Origin of the sequence: Ferrovibrio sp. (assembly GCF_035304305.1) — a bacterium.
Classification (GTDB): domain Bacteria; phylum Pseudomonadota; class Alphaproteobacteria; order Ferrovibrionales; family Ferrovibrionaceae; genus Ferrovibrio.
On the sequence record NZ_DATGQG010000045.1, the window covers coordinates 1 to 17792 of the forward strand.

20 protein-coding genes are annotated in these 17792 nt (G+C 65.9%); 6 read left to right on the forward strand and 14 right to left on the reverse strand.

All coding sequences use genetic code 11. The annotated features are described in order from the left end of the window. From VKZ87_RS05560 to VKZ87_RS05610, 11 genes are all read right to left on the reverse strand, one after another. Positions 1-407 (reverse strand): hypothetical protein (locus VKZ87_RS05560; RefSeq protein ID WP_324220261.1); only part of this gene is annotated, 407 nt, incomplete at its 3' end. 75 nt (positions 408-482) lie between these two features. Beyond that, on the reverse strand, positions 483-1493 hold the full coding sequence (locus tag VKZ87_RS05565) for a tripartite tricarboxylate transporter substrate binding protein (protein ID WP_324220262.1): 1011 nt from the start codon (positions 1491-1493) through the stop codon (positions 483-485). A 113-nt stretch (positions 1494-1606) separates the two neighbouring features. Then, positions 1607-2257 (reverse strand): TetR/AcrR family transcriptional regulator, encoded by a 651-nt coding sequence (locus VKZ87_RS05570; RefSeq protein WP_324220263.1) that lies wholly within the window; start codon positions 2255-2257, stop codon positions 1607-1609. A 173-nt stretch (positions 2258-2430) separates the two neighbouring features. Then, complete coding sequence (locus tag VKZ87_RS05575; RefSeq protein WP_324220264.1) at positions 2431-3198, reverse strand: 5-oxoprolinase subunit PxpA; 768 nt, start codon at positions 3196-3198, stop codon at positions 2431-2433. Continuing rightward, entirely contained in the window at positions 3195-4244 is a 1050-nt protein-coding gene (locus tag VKZ87_RS05580) for a biotin-dependent carboxyltransferase family protein (RefSeq protein ID WP_324220265.1), read from the reverse strand. The genes VKZ87_RS05575 and VKZ87_RS05580 overlap by 4 nt, the downstream gene beginning before the upstream one ends. Continuing rightward, positions 4241-4969, reverse strand: coding sequence for a 5-oxoprolinase subunit PxpB (gene pxpB, locus VKZ87_RS05585; RefSeq protein ID WP_324220266.1), 729 nt, complete (start codon positions 4967-4969; stop codon positions 4241-4243). Before pxpB ends, VKZ87_RS05580 begins: the two co-directional genes overlap by 4 nt. 24 nt (positions 4970-4993) lie before the next feature. Continuing rightward, complete coding sequence (locus VKZ87_RS05590; RefSeq protein ID WP_324220267.1) at positions 4994-5674, reverse strand: DUF2848 domain-containing protein; 681 nt, start codon at positions 5672-5674, stop codon at positions 4994-4996. Between the two features lie 12 nt (positions 5675-5686). After that, entirely contained in the window at positions 5687-6970 is a 1284-nt protein-coding gene (locus VKZ87_RS05595; protein WP_324220268.1) for a TRAP transporter large permease, read from the reverse strand. Positions 6971-6974: 4 nt separating this feature from the next. Continuing rightward, positions 6975-7571 carry a TRAP transporter small permease gene (locus VKZ87_RS05600; protein WP_324220269.1) on the reverse strand — a complete coding sequence of 199 codons (597 nt, stop codon included), beginning with the start codon at positions 7569-7571 and terminating at the stop codon, positions 6975-6977. Positions 7572-7647: 76 nt separating this feature from the next. Further along, positions 7648-8706 carry a TRAP transporter substrate-binding protein gene (locus VKZ87_RS05605; protein WP_324220270.1) on the reverse strand — a complete coding sequence of 353 codons (1059 nt, stop codon included), beginning with the start codon at positions 8704-8706 and terminating at the stop codon, positions 7648-7650. A gap of 33 nt (positions 8707-8739) precedes the next feature. Further along, positions 8740-9540 (reverse strand): putative hydro-lyase, encoded by an 801-nt coding sequence (locus VKZ87_RS05610; protein ID WP_324220271.1) that lies wholly within the window; start codon positions 9538-9540, stop codon positions 8740-8742. 169 nt (positions 9541-9709) lie between these two features. Here VKZ87_RS05610 and VKZ87_RS05615 point away from each other — a divergent pair, with 169 nt between their 5' ends. After that, on the forward strand, positions 9710-10489 hold the full coding sequence (locus VKZ87_RS05615; RefSeq protein ID WP_324220272.1) for an enoyl-CoA hydratase/isomerase family protein: 780 nt from the start codon (positions 9710-9712) through the stop codon (positions 10487-10489). Here VKZ87_RS05615 and VKZ87_RS05620 read toward each other — a convergent pair whose 3' ends face one another. Then, complete coding sequence (locus VKZ87_RS05620) at positions 10490-10705, reverse strand: DUF6356 family protein (protein ID WP_324220273.1); 216 nt, start codon at positions 10703-10705, stop codon at positions 10490-10492. A gap of 109 nt (positions 10706-10814) precedes the next feature. On the opposite strand from VKZ87_RS05620, the gene VKZ87_RS05625 reads away from it, so the two are divergent. Then, positions 10815-11294 carry an Lrp/AsnC family transcriptional regulator gene (locus VKZ87_RS05625; protein WP_324220274.1) on the forward strand — a complete coding sequence of 160 codons (480 nt, stop codon included), beginning with the start codon at positions 10815-10817 and terminating at the stop codon, positions 11292-11294. A gap of 1 nt (position 11295) precedes the next feature. Here the strand turns inward: VKZ87_RS05625 and VKZ87_RS05630 are convergent, their stop codons facing one another. Beyond that, a complete protein-coding gene (locus VKZ87_RS05630; RefSeq protein ID WP_324220275.1) occupies positions 11296-12204 on the reverse strand; it encodes a LysR family transcriptional regulator in 909 nt (302 codons plus the stop codon). Between the two features lie 123 nt (positions 12205-12327). Between VKZ87_RS05630 and VKZ87_RS05635 the strand changes: the two genes are divergently transcribed. From VKZ87_RS05635 to VKZ87_RS05645, 3 genes are read left to right on the forward strand one after another with little or no spacing between them, the layout of a single operon-like run. Further along, positions 12328-13227, forward strand: a complete 900-nt coding sequence (locus VKZ87_RS05635; protein ID WP_324220276.1) for a MurR/RpiR family transcriptional regulator — start codon at positions 12328-12330, stop codon at positions 13225-13227. Then, positions 13224-14558 carry an aspartate aminotransferase family protein gene (locus VKZ87_RS05640; protein WP_324220277.1) on the forward strand — a complete coding sequence of 445 codons (1335 nt, stop codon included), beginning with the start codon at positions 13224-13226 and terminating at the stop codon, positions 14556-14558. Before VKZ87_RS05635 ends, VKZ87_RS05640 begins: the two co-directional genes overlap by 4 nt. Beyond that, positions 14555-15385: a 3-keto-5-aminohexanoate cleavage protein gene (locus VKZ87_RS05645; RefSeq protein ID WP_324220278.1), complete on the forward strand. Its 831-nt coding sequence runs from the start codon at positions 14555-14557 to the stop codon at positions 15383-15385. Before VKZ87_RS05640 ends, VKZ87_RS05645 begins: the two co-directional genes overlap by 4 nt. Here the strand turns inward: VKZ87_RS05645 and VKZ87_RS05650 are convergent. After that, a complete protein-coding gene (locus VKZ87_RS05650) occupies positions 15382-16638 on the reverse strand; it encodes a D-amino acid dehydrogenase (protein WP_324220279.1) in 1257 nt (418 codons plus the stop codon). The two genes, VKZ87_RS05645 and VKZ87_RS05650, sit on opposite strands and share 4 nt — an antisense overlap. 165 nt (positions 16639-16803) lie before the next feature. On the opposite strand from VKZ87_RS05650, the gene VKZ87_RS05655 reads away from it, so the two are divergent. Beyond that, complete coding sequence (locus VKZ87_RS05655; RefSeq protein WP_324220280.1) at positions 16804-17718, forward strand: LysR family transcriptional regulator; 915 nt, start codon at positions 16804-16806, stop codon at positions 17716-17718. The last annotated feature ends 74 nt before the right edge of the window (positions 17719-17792 follow it).

Sequence of the window (17792 nt, forward strand, 5' to 3'; positions counted from 1 at the left end):
CGGCGTTCCTCATACTGGAAGACGATGACGAAGAGGGCGACATAGATCGCTGTGGACAGCCAGAACGGCATCAGGCCGGCGACGACAATCCCGGCATAGCAGACCGACCAGCCGAGCGTGAAGGCGAGCCGCCAATGGTCGGCAGGCGCAAAACGCCCGGGCATGACGGTTTCCAGCGCGCCGGCGCGGATCGCGCGGCCGAGCAGGATGACGCCCATCAGCGCAATGACGGCGCCGAGAATGCCGGGCAGCAGCCCGGGGACGGTATAGAACTGGATGTGGAAATGCGGCAGCCGGTCCATGGTCCAGCTGCCCCAGAAAATCACCAGCCCGACCACAATCCAGGCGATTCCGCCCCACAGATCGGCGCGCGGCGTGGTGCCGTCGTTCTCGCTGGCTGAGTCCATCGTGAAACCCTTTACGAAAAACAGATTGGCCGTCCGGCACGATGGGCGCCGGACGGCCGCTGTCAACCGTCGCTGTTACGGCTTCGGAATGCCCACCGTATCAGGCGACACCTTGGACTTGCCACTGGCATGCAGCAGCCAGGCGGCATTCTGCAGCGCCGGGAAGACGGCCTTCTGGGCAGCCTCGCCGTATTCGGGGGCGAACAGCGCGCCCTTCGAGGCGGCATACTTCTTCAGTGCCGCCGAGTTCTTGATCTTCTCGGCCCAGATCTTGTCGAGCGTCTCGGTGACTTCCGCCGGCACGCCCTTCGGCACGAAGATGCCGAAATAGTTGGTGTCGCTCGGGAAATCCTTGATCCAGTTGGTGATCGGCGGAATCTCGCCGTAGCCTTCCAGCTCGAGCGGCTTGTCGGCCAGCACCGCTAGCGGGCGGATGCGCTTGGCGCGGATCATTTCCGCCTGCTCGACGCCGAGCTGGGTGGTGACCTGGGTTTCGCCCGAGACGGTCGCGATCACCGCCGGATTGCCGCCATCGTAGGAGACGTGCTTGTAGGTCACGCCGGCGGCGCGGGCCAGGCCCTCGATGCCGTAATGGCCGGCCGAGTTGACGCCGGCAGTGGCGACCGAAATCTGGCCCGGCTTCTCCTTCATCGCCTTGAGCAGGTCGGCCATGGTCTTGAACGGCGTGTCGGGATTGACGCCGACGACCGTCAGGTTGGCGACATTCAGATAGAGATGCCAGTCGGCAATGCGGGTATCGAGCAGGCCGGTCACCGGATAGGCGCCGAGATCCTTGGCGGCGCCCGCCGTCCAGGTATAGCCGTCCTTGGGCGCATCCAGCGCGCTCTTGGTGCCGATCGAGCCCGAACCGCCCGGCTGGTTGACCACGACGACCTTCTGGCCCAGCGCCGCTTCGAGTTCGGCGGCGTTGACGCGGCTGACCTGGTCGGTCGAACCGCCGGCCGCCCAGGGCACGATGAGCGTGATCGGCTTGGTCGGCTTCCACTGTGCCTGCGCCGGCGCGGCAACCGCGAACGCGCCGAGCGCCAGAGCGGCAACCGCCGCCCGAACTGCGAAATGAGCCATGTCGTCTCCTCCGTTTATGACCCGTGCTCGTGTGACCGGGTTTCGCTGATTGGCGCTAGCATTCCGCCCCCAGTCCTTCTTGTCAACGGAGAAGTAACCGGACGGTTACGAAATCAGGGCCGCAGATATCCGAGCACAACCTCGATCGAATGATCGAGCCGCGCCTTCTGGTTTCTGGGGCTGAGAAGATTGCGCCCGAAAATGGTAGAAAGCGTATAGGCGTTGGAGAAATAGAACATGCCGAGCGCCGCAATGGTGATGTAGAGCTCGACCGGATCGACGCCCTTGCGGAAGACGCCTTCGCGCTCGCCGCGCTTCAGTAGATCGCGGATCACCGCCAGAAGCGGCGAGTAGAGCTGCTGGATTTTCTTCGAATCGCGCAGATAGCTGGCGCGATGCAGGTTCTCCGCGCTGAGCAGCGCGATGAATTCCGGATTGCGCGAGCAGTAGCGGAAGTTGAACTCCATGAGATAGCGCATGCCCTCGACCGGCGGCATGCGGGCCACATCGATGGCATGCTCCTCCTCACGCATCTTCTCGTAAGCGTTTTCCAGCACGGTGAGCCAGAGGCCCTCCTTGTTGCCGAAATACTCGTAGATCATGCGCTTGTTGGAGCCCGAGCGCGCGGCGATCTCGTCCACCCGCGCGCCAGCGAGGCCCTTGGCGGCGAATTCGTAAAGCGCCGCGTCGAGGATGTTGCGCCGGGTCACGTCCGGCTGGCGCGCGCGCTTCGCCGGCATGCTGCTTTGCTTCTTGCTGACCATGTGCCGGTCCCCCTTCCGCCGCAGTCTTGACTGCCAGCCGGGGGAACCGTCAAGCATGCGGCCGGGCTCGCCACGGGGAGTGTTTCACGTGAAACATCCCCGGAACGGTTTCCCTGATCCAGACGGGACCGGGAAAAACGACGGGAAATCCGCCGGCAGACGGATGAACGGGCTCAGCCCAGCATCGCCGGCAGGGTCACGATCGCGACGCCTGCCTTCTCGAGACCGGCCCGGATATGGCGGGCCATGGCCACCGCGCCCGGGCTGTCGCCGTGCACGCAGACGGAATCGACCGCACACGGAATACGCTTGCCGCTGACCGAAACGATCGCCTTCTCCTGCACCATGCGCAGCACGTTGTTCAGCGCCTCGTCATTGTCATGCACCATGGCATTGGGCTGGCCGCGCGGCACCAGGTTGCCGTCGTCGTCATAGTTGCGGTCGGCGAAGACTTCCTGCGCCACCGGCAGATTGACCTTGCGTCCGGCCTCGATCATCGCCGAGCCGGCCGGGGCGAGGAAGATCAGGTCCTTCGACACACCCTTGATGCCGCGCGCGATGGCGGCGGCAAGATCGGCGTCCACGGCGGCCTTGTTGTTGATCGCGCCATGGGGTTTCACGTGGGTCACCTTCGCCCCGCAGGTGGCGGCCACGCCCATCAGCGCGCCGATCTGGTAGGCCATCAGCGATTCGACCTCGCGCAGGCTCATGGCCATCGGCCGGCGGCCGAAGCCCTGCAGGTCGGGATAGGACGGATGCGCGCCGATGGAGACGCCGTTCTTCACGGCTTCGGCGACGGTGGTCTGCATCACGTTCCAGTCGCCGGCATGAAAGCCGCAGGCGACATTCGCCGTGGTCACCACCGCCAGCATCGCCGCGTCGTCGCCCATGTTCCAGGCGCCGAAGCTTTCACCGAGATCGCTGTTGAGATTCACCTTCATCGTCCGACTCCCGTTCGCGCATCGACCATGCCGCTGATCAGGTTTTCATTATATAGAGCGGCGAGATCCAGCGTCACATCCGGCTGGGCCGGGCGGATGCCTTCGATCAGCCGGCGCAGAGCCGCCTCCTGTGCACGCCGCAGCCCCTCCGCCTCCTCCACGCTCACCGCGGCGAAGGTCAGGCTGTCACCGGGCTTCAGCCGGCCGACCCGCGGCAGGTCGGCGGAAATGACGGTGGCAATCTTGGTATAGCCGCCGGTGGTCTGGCGGTCGGCCATGAGAATGATCGGCTTGCCGTTGCCCGGTACCTGGATCGAGCCGGTCACCAGACCTTCGGAGGCGATGTCGGCGCCCTTCGTATGTTCGATGACGGCACCTTCCAGCCGCAGGCCCATGCGGTCGGCTTCCTTGGTGACGGTATAGGTTTCGGACAGGAAGGTCTCGATGCCCTTCGACGTGAAGCGGTCTTCCTGCGGCCCGAGCACGACGCGGATCGCACCGGTGCCGTAATCAAACGTCTCGGCCAGTTCCTGTTCCTCGCCCTGCGGCGCGGCATCGAGCGCGAGCGGCAGGCGGTCGCCCGCCTTCAGGGCGCGGCCCTCGAAGCCGCCGAGGCCGGCGCGCATGTAGGTGGAGAGCGAACCGAGAAAGGGCTGGATGGCGAAGCCGCCGGCCACCGCGAGATAGCCGACGCTGCCTTCCTCCACCGCGCCGATGGCAAGGCGGTCGCCGCGCTTCAGCAGCGCCGAGCGGAAGGGTTTCAGCAGGCGCGGCTCGCCGCCGCCCGCCAGCTGCAGGGTCAGCTTCGCCGCACCGGCAAAGGCGACACGCACGGAATCGGCGGCAACGGTGACTGTAGGGCCGAGATAGCCGATCTCCAGTGCCGCGGCATTTTCGGCATTGCCGACCAGCGCATTGGCCAGCCGGAGCGCGACCGGGTCCATCGCACCCGCCACGGGCATGCCGAGCGCCTGATGCCCGTAGCGGCCAAGATCCTGCACCGAGGTCATCAGGCCGGGCGCGACGATCTCCAGCGCGGCGCTCATGACGCCACCTTCAGGGCATCGTAGTCGAAGCGGCCGGCCTCGACCTGCGCCAGCATGGCGGCATAGTCATCCCTGCTCACCGATCGGAAGGTGACCTCGTCACCGGCGGCGAGCAGGATCGGCTCGTCGCGTGCGGCGTCGAACAGCTTCAGCGGCGTGCGGCCGATCAGGTGCCAGCCACCCGGGCTTTCCCAAGGATAGATAGTCGACATCGATTCCGCGATGGCCACCGCGCTCTGCGGCACTTTCAGGCGCGGTTCCTTGCGCCGCGGCATATGCAGGGCCTCGTCCAGCCCGCCCAGATAGGCCAGTCCCGGCATGAAGCCGAGCATGTAGACGAAAAAGCGGCTGGCGCAGTGCTTCGCTACGACATCGTCCGGAGTCAGCCCGCAACGCTCGGCCACCTCCTGCAGGTCGGGAGCCAGTTCCGGATCGTAGCAGACCGGCAGGCTCCACAGGCGGCCGACGCTGGCTTCCGCCTTCAGTCCGGGCAGCATGTCCCGCACCTTCGCTTCCAGCTCGGCACGGCTGGTGACCAGCGGATCATACTGCACCAGCAGGGCCCGGAAGGACGGAATGGTCTCGACCACGCCCGGAAGAGCCGCGTCCCGCAAAGCTGCGTGCAGCGCCATCACCATGGCATTGACGCCGCGGTCGATGCCCTCGCCGAATTCGACGCTGAAGCCGGTATCGCCGAAGGCGCGGATTTGCGGGTAGGCGCTCATGCAGAATCCATAGGGCGAGCGCGGTCAGGCTACAACAGGCAGGGCCTCGATATCGTAGCCATGGCCAATCCTGCGCTTCAGCACCGGATCCTCGATCTCCATCTCGAAGCGCGCGGCCGGCCGGATGCCGCCGATCGCCCCCAGCGTGCCGCCGAACATCAGCGTGCCGGGCGGCAGCGTCGCCTGGTTGGAATAGCGCTGCATCAGGTCGCCGGGACTGCGCAGGCCGGAGACGGCGCCTTCCTGGTAGAGCACGCGCTGGCCATCGATCATCGCCCAGGAGCGCAGGATCAGTCGGTCCCAGTGCGGCGCGACTTCCTCGTAGCGCCACAGCGCCGTCGCCACCACCTTCGAGCAGAGCTGTTTCGACAGCGCCACGCCGGCGGCTTCGGCCTTGCGGTCGGTATGGTCGGAACCGACCGTGACCCAGAGGCCATCGGCCAGCGACACCACCACCGGTTCCACTTCGCCCGAGGTATCGGGGCCAAGCACCTGCAGATGCGTGGTCTGCGACAGCTGGCCGGTGCCTATACGGTAGAACAGCGGCACGGAACTCGGCCGCGGCACCCCGATCGCGGCCAGTTCCTCGATATGGTGTTCGATCGCCGCCATGTCACGGCCCGCCCAGCCGGCGACGATCAGGGTATCGATCTCCACCGCAACACGGTCGCGACGGTCGCTCCAGAAACGGTCAAAACTCAGCATGTCAGGCTCCCATCAGCCGACGATACGCGGCAGCCAGAGGACGATGTCGGGAAAGATCGTCACAAGGATGATCAGCAACACCATCGCCGCGACAAACGGCACCGAACCGGTGATCACGTCGTTCAGCGTGCCTTGGCTGCGCAGCGACTGCACGACGAAGAGGTTCAGGCCGACCGGCGGCGTGATCAGCGCCATCTCGATCAGCACGATGATCACGATGCCGAACCAGATCGGATCGAAGCCGAGGCCGAACATCACCGGCGCAATGATCGGGATCGTGGTGATCATCATCGACAGCGTCTCCATGAAACAGCCGAGGATGAGATAGAAGATCACGATAGCGATCAGCATCTCGACCTTCGACAGGCCGAGCTGGACGATGAAGTCGGTCAGCATCGTGGTCAGGCCGATGGCCGAGATGACGAAATTGAGGAAATAGGCCGCGATGATGATCAGCATCACCATGGCCGTGGTGCGCATGGTGTTTTCCAGCACCTCCTTCATCATGGCGATGGACAGCCGGCGATAGGCAGCCGCCAGCACCATGGCTGCGACCACGCCGAGCGAGGCAGCCTCGGTCGGCGTGGCCAGGCCGGCATAGATCGAGCCGACCACCACGAGAAAGATGCCGAGCGGCGGCAGCAGATCGATCAGGCTGCGGAAGCGTTCGGGCCACGTCGCCGTCAGGGTCTGCCCGCCCCAGTCCCGTCGGACCAGACAGAAAATGACGACCGTCACCATGAAGATCAGCGCGAGCCCGAGGCCCGGAATGATGCCGGCAAGATAGAGCTTCGGGATCGAGGTATCCGTCAGTACCGCATAGATGATGAGGTTGATGGATGGTGGAATCAGGATGCCGAGCGTGCCGCCCGCCGCCAGCGTGCCGAGGAACAGCCGCTCGTTGTAGCCGTACTTCTTCACCAGCGGCAGCGCGACCGTACCGACCGTGGCAGCGGTCGCGACCGATGAGCCGGAGGTGGCGGAGAAGATGGCGCAGGCGCCGATATTGGAATGCATCAGCCCGCCCGGAATCCAGGACAGCCATTTGACCATGGCATCGTACATGCGTTCGGCCACACCGGCGCGGAGCAGGATCTCGCCGAGCAGGATGAACATCGGGATGGTGACCAGCAGGAAATCCTTTGACGATGACCAGGCGACCTCGCCGAGCGCAAGGGTCAGCGGCATCTGCGAGTAGATCTGGTCCAGCAGCAGACCGAGCGTGCCGAGCGCACCGGCAACCGGCAGCGAGAGTGCCAGCAGGACAAGCAGCAGAATGAGGGTGGTGGCAAGCATCGGATCAGTCCCGCGGCTTGAGAGTGGCGGTATGGGCGGCCTCGTCGGCTGCCTCTTCCTCGATGGTGCGGGCGCCGGCAAGGCTGCGCACCGTCGCGAGATCGCCGCCGAGCAGCGCGAAGAGCGCACGCAGCAGCAGCGGCACCAGAGTGAATACGAACAGGCAGAATCCGATCAGCCAGAGCACCTGCGGCATCCACAGCGGCGTGGCCAGCGGCGTGGTGGCGCGGGCATCGAAGGCCAGCGATGTATCCAGCACCGCCCAGGCCTGCCAGGTCAGCAGCGCAATGAAGAGGCCGAGCACCAGCAGGGCAGCGACGTCGAGGATTGCACATGCAACCCGCGGCAGATGGATATAGAGGGCATCGACGCGGACATTGGCGCGGCGCAGCAGGGTAAAAGCCAGGGCCCAGGTCGTGCCGATGGCGAAGGCATAGCCGGAGAGTTCGTCGGCGCCGCCGAGCGAAATCAGGAACAGCTTGCGCAGCAGCACGTCGACGGAGACGAGGAAGGCGGATGCCAGGACCAGGGCGCCGCCAATCCAGATGGCGTATCGGGAGAGCCGATCGGCAAGGCCGAGCCAGCGGTCGAGCAGGATCATGGTTCCACCCCGGATAAAAGTTGGCGGGGCCACAGCATGGCCCCGCCAGACTGGAGGGTAAACTAGATTAAGACACTCACTTGGCGACGGCGGTCAGGCCGACCACCTTGCCGATGCTGTCGTTCCACGCCGGAACGCAGTCGCCCGGGCAGCGGGCGGCCCATTTCGGCAGCACCACCTCGGTCAGCGCCTTCTTCAGCGCCGCCTTGTCGGCGTCCGACACCGGCACGATCTTCATGCTGGCCTTGGTGCCCATGGTGCAGTTGTCCTTGCCGGCATTGCAGTCATAGCCCTGCTGGGTTTCTTCGGCGGCCGCCTTCCAGATGCGGTCCTCAAGTCCGGCAATTTCCTTCTCCAGGAAGCTGCGCACCTTCGGGTCGAGCTTCTGCCAGGTCTTGATGTTGACGGCGTGCATCACGTGGCTCCAGCCGACCGGCAGGGCATAGATATGCGTCGACACCTCGTGCCACTTGGCCGAGTTGCCCGACAGCGTACCGGTGATGGCGCAGTCAACGACCTTGTTCTGCAGCGCGGGCACGACCTCGTTGAAGGCCAGCGTCACACCGGTGCCGCCGAAGGCCTCGACGAATTCGGCCAGCGTGCGGTTGCCGGTGCGGACCTTCTTACCCTTGAGGTCGGTCAGGCCCTTGATCTCGCCGTTGCAGAACAGCACCTGGGCGGAATACGGCCAGATGCCCAGCACCTTGATGCCGAAGCGCTCGCCGTAGAACTTGTCGTAGACCGGCTTGTAGGCATCCGACACCTTGCGCGCGGTCTCAACGTCCGGGGCCAGACCGGCGAGGTCGACGGCCTCGTTGCGGGCGTCGTCGGCGGCGACATAGCCGAGCACGGTGGAGCCGAAGTCGATGACGCCGAGGCGCATCAGGCGGAAGATTTCCGCGCCCTTCAGGCCCATTTCATTGAACGGGGTGATTTCGGCGGTGATCGCGCCGCCCGACTTCTCGAGCACTTCCTTGGTCCAGAAAGGCTGCTCGAAATTCTTGTACTGGGTCAGGTTGCCCCAGGCGCCGACTACCTTCAGCGGCGTCTTCGGCATGTCCTGCGCAAGCGACGCGCCGGCCAGGCCGACGGCCATGGCACCGGCGAGAGCCAGCATCTTCGTTGTCCTGATCATAATCCCCTCCTCAAGTGGATTTGCCGTTGGTTTTCAGAGAATGGCGAGACGGCTGTTTTTCAGGTCGGTCACCAGCATGTAGCCCGGCGCATGGGTGATGCTGAATTCCGGCTTCATGGCGGCGATGACCGACTGCGGGGTGACGCCGCAGGCCCAGAAGACCGGCAGTTCGTCATCCTTCACTTCGACCGGGTCGCCGTAATCGGGCTTGTTGATATCCCGAATTCCGATCATCTCCGGCTTGCCGATATGGACCGGCGCGCCGTGGACCGAGGGAAAGCGCGAGGTGATCTGCACCGCGCGGATGGCATCGGCCGGTTTCAGCGGCCGCATCGACACCACCAGCGGGCCATGGAACGGCCCGGCGGGCCGGGTGGCAATGTTGGTCCGGTACATGGGCACGTTCGTGCCCTGATCGATATGGCGCAGCCGGATGCCGTCCTCGACCAGCGCTTCCTCGAAGGAGAAGGAGCAGCCGATCAGGAAGGCGACCAGGTCGTCGCGCCAGACATCCTTGAGGTCGGAGACTTCCGCCTGCAGCTTGCCATGCTGCCACAGGCGGTAGCGCGGAATATCGGTGCGGATATCGACGTCCTCGCCCAGCGTGGGCAGGCGCGGATCGCCGGGCTCGCTCGCGGCCAGCAGCGGGCAGGGCTTCGGGTTGAACTGGCAGAAGCGGAAGAAGTCGTCGGCCTGGGCCTTGGGCAGGATTGCCAGATTTGCCTGGACATAGCCCGGAGCGATACCGGCCGTGGGGGCGCGATGCTCGCCGCGGCGTACCGCCATGCGCGCCTCATGACCCGTCGGATATACCCGGTTCAGTCCCGCGTTCATCCCGCCCTCCTCGATAATCCGCAGATGGCAGCATACCGGCGGCGATATTGTCCAATCGCAAGTTGCGATGAACTCCGATAAGAAATACTTATCGCCCTGTTCGCGTCTTTGTTGTCCGACTGATCGGCATTAGAACTAGGGCAACCTCTCCTGCAGCAAAGGCAGAAACATGCAGTCTCGGCGTTACGGCGATATCCAGGTGGACATGCGCGGCCATGTGGCCCTGGTGGAGATCCGCCGGCCCCCGCACAACTTCTTCGACCTCGCGCTGATCCGCGATCTCGCCGATGCCTATGAGGCGCTGGATGCCGCTCCGGAATGCCGCGCCCTGGTGCTGGCGGCGGAAGGAAAGGCCTTCTGCGCCGGCGCGAATTTCCAGACCGGTTCGCTGGACGACACCGTGGCGGCCGGCAGCTCGCATCTCTATGCGGAAGCGGTCCGCCTGTTCGCCTGTAGCAAGCCGGTCGTGGCGGCGGTGCAGGGCCCGGCGATCGGCGGCGGACTCGGTCTGGCCGTGTCGGCCGATTTCCGCATCGCCGCGCCCGAAGCGCGCTTTGCCGCCAATTTCGTCAAGCTGGGCATCCATCCCGGCTTCGGCCTGACCCTGACGCTGCCGCAGCTGGTCGGACAGCAGAAGGCGGCGCTGCTCTTCTATACCGGCCGGCGGATCAATGCCGAGGAAGCGCTGGCCTGGGGACTGGTCGACCAGGTCGCGCCGCAGGATCAGCTGCGCGAGGCCGCGTTCAGGCTGGCAAACGAAATGGCGGAAGGCGCGCCGCTGGCGCTGCAGTCGGTGCGCAAGACCCTCCGCCGCGGGCTGGCCGAGGCAGTGAAGGCGCAAACCGATCACGAATATGCCGAGCAGCAGCGGCTCGCCCGCACTGAGGACCATGCCGAGGGCATTCGCGCCGTCGCCGAGCGGCGGGCGGGGAATTTCAGGGGGCGCTGATCAGCCGTTGCGGCGGCGGTGCAGCACCATGTCGTGATGCAGCTGCGTGATGATGCGGCTGCCGGTGCTGGTAAAAAGGCCCGGAATCAGGGCATGGACGAGGCAGGCCAGACCGCCCGCCAGCATGCGCAGGCCGAAGCTGCAGGCCATCCCCGCATGCTCGCCATAGCTTTCGCCCACGGTCCGGGGATGCTCGATGAACAGACGCGCCAGCATGGAACCTCGCCAATGATGCGGCGAGGGTATCTTGTCCTGTGACGGAAATTTTCACAAAATGGTCAGCAATAGCTGGCAGTCGTGTGAAATTTTCTCATAAACTAACAAAATGAGCGAATTTGATCGTCTGGACCTGCGCCTGCTGGCCGCCCTGCAGGAGGACGCCTCCGTTTCGCTCGGCGATCTGGCGGAAAGCGTCGGTCTGTCGACCAATGCCTGCTGGCGACGGGTGAAGCGGCTGGAAGAAGCCGGCGTGATCCGCAAGCGGGTCGCGCTGCTCGACCCGGCCGCCGTGGGCTGTCCGGTCACCGTCTTCGTCGCCGTGCGCACCAACCAGCACACCCATGAATGGCTGGATGCCTTCGCCAGGGCGGTACAGACGATTCCGGAGGTGGTGGAATTCTACCGCATGAGCGGCGACCTCGATTACCTGCTGAAGATCCAGGTCGCCGACATCGCCCATTACGACCGCGTCTACAAACGGCTGATCAGGGAGATCAGCCTGTCGGACGTGTCGGCCAGCTTCGCCATGGAGCAGATCAAGTACACGACGGCGATCCCGCTGCCCGACAAAACGGTGCTGTCGTAGGTCAGGCCCGGCGCTTCCGCCGTTTCGTCTCCATCCGCGCCAGATCGCGCGCGACCTCGGCCACGGCCTCGGCCATGTAGCTGTCGGGCTTCACCGGAAAGGTCGCGGTAAAGCTCAGGTCGGGAAGCTGCTGTTCGGCACGCAGCAGGCGCAGGCGCTTCTCCGCCAGTTCGCGCTGGATCACCACCGGGGGGATCGCGCTGATCCCGATCTTGTCCAAAGTCATGCGCACGATGGTGCTGAGCGAGGCATTGCCGTACATGCGCAGATTGGGCATGTCCGACCGCGTCATCATTTCCCGGATCGCGATATAGGGGCGGGTGTTGCGCGGATAGGTGATGATGGGCCAGCGCGCCAGAACGTCCAGCGGCACCGGCTCAGGCCCGACGCTGAGCTCGGGACTCGCCACCCAGGCCATCGGATAGCTGGACAGCGCGACATTCTTCATCCGCGGCTCGCTCACCGGGCCGAGCAGGAAGGCGATGTCGAGCTGGTGCGAAACCAGCCGCTCGCGCAGGAAGGGCGAGGTGTCGACGTCGATCTCCAGCGTCAGCGCCGGATATTCCGCATGCATGCGCTCGATCAGCTGCGCCAGCCAGGTATGCACGATGGTTTCGGCAACGCCCAGCCGCACCGTGCCGCGCATCGCCTTCTTCTCGCGCGCGGCCTGCAGCAGGTCGGCATGAAGCTGGATCATGCGTTCGGCATAGAGCAGCAGTTCGTTGCCTTTCGGCGTCAGCACCACCCGCCGCGGCTCGCGGTCGAACAGGCGCACGCCAAGCTCCGCCTCCAGCAGCGCGATCCGCTGCGACACCGCCGGCTGGGTGGTGTTCAGCTTCTCGGCCGCGGCACGGAAGCCGCCCAGATGGGCGACCCAGACGAAGGTTTCCAGATTGCGCAGATCAGCCATGGGAATTTTCCGCGAAAGAACCGGCCGCACGATAAGCAAATCTTATCGATCCCGCCATTTGGATCATTTGTTTCACGCGAAGAATTTTATGAATCAAATGTTGCTTGACCTCGGGAATCGGTCTTGAATGAGCCGATGGACCCCGCCAGCCGGATCACCGAAGCCTTCGACCGCCTGCCGCCGCAGCTGCAGGCCGCCGCCCGCTTCGTGCTGGACCATCCCGACGACGTCGCCCTGCTGTCCATGCGCGAACAGGCGCGCCGGGCCGGCGTGCCGCCGGTGACCATGACCCGGCTGGCCCGGCAGCTCGGCTTCGGCGACTACCGGGAATTCCGCGAACTGCATGCGCGCGGCCTGCGCCGCTCGCCGGCCAGCCATTTCAGCGAGCGCGCCGGCAGCCTGCAGCAGAACCAGAAGATGAAGGGCGACGCAGCCCTTGCCGCCCAGATCGGCTGGACGGTGGCCGAGCATGTCGCCGGCAGCCATGACGACGGCGGCATCGCGACGCTGATCGCCGCCGCCAGGCAGATCGAGAAGGCGCGACGGGTTTACTTCCTCGGCGCCCGCTCCTGCCATTCGGTGGCCTTCCATGCGCATTACGTCTATTCGCTGTTCCGCGACAACGGCCTGCTGCTGGACGGCGCCGGCGATACCGGCAGCGATGCCCTGCGCCATGCGACGGCGGACGACGTGCTGCTCGCCGTCAGCGTCGCTCCCTATGCCTCGGTCACGCTCGAGCGCGCTGCCTATGCCGCGCGGCACCGGCGGACGAGCGTGGTGGCGCTGACCGACAGCAAGCTGTCGCCGATCGGCCGCGAAGCAGCCGTCTGCCTGCTGGTGCGGACCACGACGCCGTCCTTCTTCCATGCCATGACGCCGGCCTTCGCCCTGGCCGAGACCCTGATCGCCCTGCTGGCCGCGCGCGCCGGCGACAAGGCGCTGGGCGCGATCCGCAATTCGGAGGCACAGCTGGATGCCTTCGCTACCTTCTCCCCCAGCAACCGCCGCAAGAGGATTCCATGAGCAGCCGCATCCTGCATCGCACGATCAACCACGCCTATCCGGTCGCGGTCGGCGGCGAAGGAATCTACATCCAGGATGCGCAGGGCAAGCGCTACATCGATGCTTCGGGCGGTGCGGCAGTGAGCTGCCTGGGCCATGGTCATCCCGACGTGACCCGCGCCATGCATGAACAGGCGGACAGGCTCGCCTTCGCCCATACCAGCTTCTTCACCACCGAGCCGGCCGAGAAGCTGGCCGACCATCTGGTCAGCCGCGCACCTGCCGGAATCAGCCATGTCTATTACGTCTCCGGCGGCTCGGAAGCCATTGAGGCGGCGCTGAAGATGGCGCGACAGTATTTCGTCGAAAAGGGCGAGCCGCAGCGGCGGCATTTCATCGCCCGGCGCCAGAGCTATCACGGCAACACGCTCGGCGCCCTCTCGATCGGCGGCAATGCGTGGCGGCGCCAGCAGTTCGCCCCGCTGCTGATCGAGGCCCATCACATCGCACCCTGCTTCGAGTACCGCGACCGCCGGCCGGACGAGACGCCGGAAGTCTATGGCCGCCGCGTCGCCGACGAGCTGGAAGCCAAGATCCTCGAACTCGGCACCGACAGCGTGATCGCCTTCATCGCCGAGCCGGTGGTGGGCGCGACGCTGGGCGCCGTGACCGCCGTTCCCGGCTATTTCAGGCGTATCCGCGAGATCTGCGACAAGTACGGCGTGCTGCTGATCCTGGATGAGGTGATGTGCGGCATGGGCCGCACCGGCACGCTGCATGCCTGCGAGCAGGAGGGCATCACGCCGGACATCATGGCGATCGCCAAGGGCCTCGGCGGCGGCTATCAGCCGATCGGCGCCGTGCTGCTGCAGCAGAAGATATTCGATGCCTTCGCCCAGGGCTCCGGCTTCTTCCAGCACGGCCATACCTATCTCGGGCATCCGATGGCCTGCGCCGCGGCGCTGGCCGTGCAGCAGGTGATTGAGCGCGACCGGCTGCTCGACAATGTGAAGGCCATGGGCGCGCATCTCGCCGACCGGCTCACCGAGCGCTTCGGTAATCACCGCCATGTCGGCGATATCCGCGGCCGCGGGTTGTTCCAGGCCATCGAGCTGGTGCGTGACCGGGCCGACAAATCCACCTTCGACCCGGCGCTGAAGCTGCATGCGCGGGTCAAGAAGGAGGCCATGGCGCGTGGCCTGATGTGCTACCCGATGGGCGGCACCATCGACGGCAGGTCCGGCGACCATGTGCTGCTCGCACCGCCCTTCATCTCGAAGGCGGAAGACATCGACGCCATCGTGGAGCGGCTGGGCGATGCGGTGGACGCCGCCATCGGGAGCGTGGCGTGAGCGCGCCCGCCATCATCGCCGTTGCCCCCAACGGCGCGCGCAAGCTGAAAGCCGATCACCCGGCAGTGCCGCTCAGCGCCGATGAACTCGGCCGCTGCGCCGCCGACTGCGCCGCGGCCGGCGCCGCCATGATCCACCTGCATGTGCGCGAGCCCGGCAGCGGGCGGCATTCGCTGGATGCCGGCTTCTATCGCGAGGCCATCAGGGCCGTGCGCCGCGAGGCGGGCGAGGACCTGATCATCCAGTGCACGTCGGAAGCCGCCGGAATCTACAACCGCCATGAGCAGATGGCGGCGATGCGGGCGCTGATGCCGGAGGCCTGCAGCCTGGCGGTGCGCGAGATACTGCCGGATGCCGGTTCGGAAAAGGAAGGCGCTGCTTTTCTGGCCGAGTTCCACAAGGCCGGTGTGATGATGCAGTACATCCTCTATTCCGATGAGGATGTCCGCCGCTTTCTCGAGCTGAAGCAGCGCGGCATCATTCCCGGGGACAGGCAGTTCGTGCTCTTCGTGCTGGGCCGCTATACGGCAGGCCAGCGGTCCGAACCCACCGACCTGCTGCCGTTTCTCCATGTCTGGCCGGGCGACAGCGCCGGCGCCTTCGCCGTCTGCGCCTTCGGCGCCAAGGAAGCGGCCTGCGCGCTCACGGCTTTGTCGCTGCACGGCCATGCCCGCATCGGCTTCGAGAACAACACGCTCCTGAGCAATGGCGAGACGGCGCCGGACAATGCCGCGTTGGTGCGCCAGACGGCATCCAATGCGGGCCTGATGGGCCGCAGCATCGCGACGCCGAAGCAGGCGCGGGAGATGCTGGCTATCCTGCGCTAGGCCGCCTTCAGGCTGAAATCCTCCATCGGCACCGGCGCGGGACGGCCGGCGACCTGCGCCGCGATCGCTTCCGCCGAGCCGAAGGCCAGCGTGAAGCCCAGCGCGCCATGGCCGGTATTGAGCAGCAGGTTGTCCAGGCCGCTCTCGCCCAGCACGGGCAGCCCCTTCGGCGTCGCCGGGCGCAGGCCGGTCCAGGGCGAAAGCTCCTGCCATGTGCTGGCCTGCGGAAAGGTCTCGCGGGCCTGGCGCGTCAGCTGCTCCAGCCGGGCCGGATCGATACTGTCGCTTGGCCCCACGATATCGGCCATGCCGGCCACCCGCAGCGCGCTGCCCAGCCGCGCATAGACCAGCTTCTGTGCCGTGTCGGTGATGGACACGCGCGGCGCCGCCGCATCATTGGCGATCGGCAGCGACAGGCTGTAGCCCTTGATCGGATAGACCGGCAGATCCAGCCCGGCGCTCAGCCCGAGGCGGCGGCTGGCAACGCCGGCCGCCAGCACATAGGCGTCGGCTTCGATGACGCCGTCGGCGGTTTCCACGCCGCGCAGGCGCCGCCCTTCGCGCAGCAGGCGCCTGACCTTGCGGCCATAGACGAACCGAACGCCATGATTGTCACCCGACAGCATGGCCTCGATGCCCTGGCAGAGCCGGTAGGGATCGGCCGCCTCGTCATCGGCCGTGAAGACGCCGCCATGGAGGCGGCCGGCGATGGACTGCAGCGCCGGCTCCACGGCGAGGCAGCCCTCGCGGTCGAGGACCTGCTGGCGGCTGCCGAACCGGCTCTGGTATTCGGCCTGGGCGCGGGCGCCGGAAAGCCCCTCCGCGCTGCCATAGACCACCAGCTTGCCGGCCTGCCGCCAGTGGAAGTCCAGCGCGCGGATATCCGCGGCGTCATGCAGCACGTCACGGCTCAGATAGGCCAGCCGCAGCAGCTTCCGCGTGGTCGCCAGCGCCTCGCTTCTGGTACAGGCGGCAAGGAACTTCAGCAGCCAGCGATACTGGAAAAGATCGAGACCGGGCCGGAAGCGCACCGGAGAATCGCGGCCGAACAGGAATTTCGGCAGATCGAACCAGACGCCCGGGCCAGCCAGCGGCGCGACATAGGAATAGCTGAGCTGCGCGCCATTGGCCCGGCTGGCGCCCTGCGCGGTTGCAGGGGCGCGATCCACCACGGTGACGCGATGGCCGTCGCGCGCCAGCCGCCAGGCGGTGGTCATGCCCACCACGCCGGATCCGATTACCACGATATCCATCACGAGGCTCCATCGCGCGACATGCGCGAGACGGAAGCTAGGTACTGCCGGCGGGGCCAGCCACTGTTGATTGGCAGGCAGGTCATTACATCCGGTTATGCCAATGCTTGGGCTTTTCCGCCGCCTTCGCTAGGATGCGCCCGGCGGAAAGGGGGACGGCCGGCCATGCAGTTGCGTCATCTGGAAGTGTTTCACGCGATCATGCTGACCGGCACGATTACGGCGGCCGCCAGGCTGCTGAACATTTCACAGCCGGCGGCAACCCGGCTGCTGCTGCGCGCCGAGGACCAGCTCGGCTACCGGCTGTTCGACCGCGTGAAGGGACGGCTGGTGCCCACCCGCGAGGGCCAGGTACTGCATGCCGAGAGCGAGCGCATCATCAGCGGGCTGGAGAACCTGCGCAAGCTGTCGCGCAATCTCGGCGCCGCCACCAGCGGGCATCTGCGCATTGCCGCCGCCCCTGCGCTCTGCGTCGATCTGATCCCCTTGGCGATCGCGCGCTTCCGGCAGAAGCATGCCGATGTCAGCTTCGAGGTGGAAACCCGGCAATATGCCGACTTGGTGCGCGTGGTGCTGAACCACGAGGTCGATCTCGGCATCGGCTTCGACGTCCAGTCCCATCCCGGCCTCGATCTGCAGCCGGTGGCGCAGGCCCAGTTCTACGGCATCGTGCCGAAGGCGATGGAAAGCCGCCTGCCGGCGTCGCTCAGGCTGGACTGGTTCCGCAGGCATCCCTTCATCGGCCTGCGCAGCGACGATCCGCTGGGCGCGGCCTTCGGCGCGGCCGTCAAACTCTCCGGCGTCGATCTCAACCCGATCGTTGAAGTCAAGACAAACCAGATCGCACTGGCGCTGGTCTCGCGCGGTGCCGGCGCGGCGATTGTCGATCAGTATACGGCTGCCGCCCATGATCCGAACCTGGTTGCGGTCCGGCCGCTCAGCCCACGCATCGATTTTGCAGTGCACGCGCTGCGGGCGAAGCACCAGCCGGCTTCCGTCCTAGCACGGAAGTTCATCGCGATGGTGATGCAGACCGAAAAGTCCATCTCCGCGGCCCTGCCGCCCGCCGTGAAGAGCTGATAAAATCCTTGACGGAAGCGGGCCGGCGGTTCTCCATACCGCGAGGTTATGGAATCGGCATCGATACGCATGGT